A 1,746-nucleotide genomic window follows, 5' to 3' on the forward strand; every position below is an offset into this window, starting at 1 on the left:
TTGGCAGATGCGTTTTCATCAGGGCACGCCGCTCGAGGATTGAGATTGAAATCGGCTGAGTATCAACTCGAATAAATTGCCACTAATGAACCAGCTTCTGAGATACCAGGCGTGCAAAGCATGAAGGTGAGGTGAGCCAAACCTAACGGGATAACCTGGTGCGTAACTACCAATGCAATTTAACATAATTATCGTTATGCGCACCGAGGTTGTCAGCCCAAAGCGATAATGTCGTGTTTTACCAAAGTTAAAATGTCGTCTTTCGGTTAGTCTGTTCTCACAGGCAAACTATCCGGAGCGTCTATGTTGGTGACCATGAGCCAGAAAGAACTGAACCGCATTCCTGTACTGCAGCAAGTTTGCGACAAACTCCTGACACAATCAGCTGCAGCAAAACTGCTGAACATCAGCGTTCGTCAGCTTCAGCGAGTTCTTGCCAGGTATTTGTCGTACGGCGCAGCCGGCATCGCCTCGCGTAAACGCGGAATGCCAGCAAATAACCGCGCTCCGGATGATCTCAAGCTACAAGTGCTGGCGTTGCTACGTGAAAAATACAGCGACTTCGGACCTACATTGGCCACAGAAAAGCTGAGCGAACGCCACCAGATAATTATCTCAACTGAAACCGTGCGCCACTGGATGATTGCTGATGGCCTTTGGGTTCCACACGCTCGGCGTAAAGCACGCGTTTATCAGCCTCGATATCGCCGCGACTGTCTTGGCGAACTCATTCAAATCGACGGCTCTCACCATGACTGGTTTGAAGGCCGTGCATCAAAATGCTGCCTGTTGGTTTACATTGACGACGCTACCGGTCGGCTGATGCACCTGCGGTTCTGTGAAACGGAATCGGCTTTCGATTACATGCTGGCGACGCGGGAATATATTGATAAACATGGTAAACCTGTGGCGTTCTACAGTGATAAGCATGCCGTTTTTCGCGTCAGCCAGGCTGAAACTCGCCGTACCGGCACCACGCAGTTTGGGCGCGTTCTGCATGACCTGAACATCGAGCTCATCTGCGCCAACAGTTCCCAGGCCAAAGGCCGCGTCGAGCGTGCCAACCTGACGCTCCAGGACCGATTAATCAAAGAGATGCGACTCGAGAGCATCAGCAGTATCGAAGAAGCCAATGTTTGGCTGGACAGCTTCATCCTGGATTTCAACCGCCGCTTTGCTAAAGCCCCCAAATACCCAAAAAATCTCCATCGACCGGTCAACGAGCAGCCGGCAGCGCTGGATGATATCTTTGCCTGGCAGGAGCTCAGAACACTCTCGAAATCCCTGACATTCCAATACGATAAGATGCTATATCTCGTTGAACCCACAGAGGAAAATACGCGAATTGCTGGCGAGAAAATCATGTCATTCGATTACCCAGATGGTACGTTGGCCTTCAAATACGGCTACAGGACGCTGGCCTATCAGGTCTTCGACAAGTTGGCCATCGTTGACCAGGGTGCCATCGTAGACAACAAACGGCTCGGCGCCGTACTGAAGCTGGCGCAGGTCCAGCAGGATGAACGGGACCGGGATGGTCAAAGAGAGCGCAGCAAGAGCATGCCAAAACGACGAGCCCAGGCCAGAATCCAGGAACAACTCAGGGCCATCAATCCAGTTCTGGCCAACCCTGAAGAATTCAGAGCAAGCCTCAAACGCTAACGCCCTTCTCTTTTTAAATCTGCAGCAAAAGGTGACATTTTAAAATTGGAAACCAGGGTGACATTTCAACATCGGGTAGACAAA

At 51.0% G+C, this 1,746-nt stretch carries 1 protein-coding gene; it reads left to right on the top strand.

What is annotated here, in order from left to right; translation table 11 throughout:
* The first annotated feature begins 315 nt into the window (after positions 1-315).
* Positions 316-1,662, top strand: coding sequence for an ISNCY family transposase (locus ACRDCA_RS00080; RefSeq protein WP_438687740.1), 1,347 nt, complete (start codon positions 316-318; stop codon positions 1,660-1,662).
* The last annotated feature ends 84 nt before the right edge of the window (positions 1,663-1,746 follow it).

Origin of the sequence: Serratia sp. (in: enterobacteria) (genome assembly GCF_051654945.1) — a bacterium.
Taxonomy (GTDB): domain Bacteria; phylum Pseudomonadota; class Gammaproteobacteria; order Enterobacterales; family Enterobacteriaceae; genus Chania.

What these genes read in the sequence shown, in the direction of transcription:
- ACRDCA_RS00080 (WP_438687740.1), top strand. Translation starts at nt 316, where the DNA reads ATGAGCCAGAAAGAACTGAACCGCATTCCTGTACTGCAGCAAGTTTGC.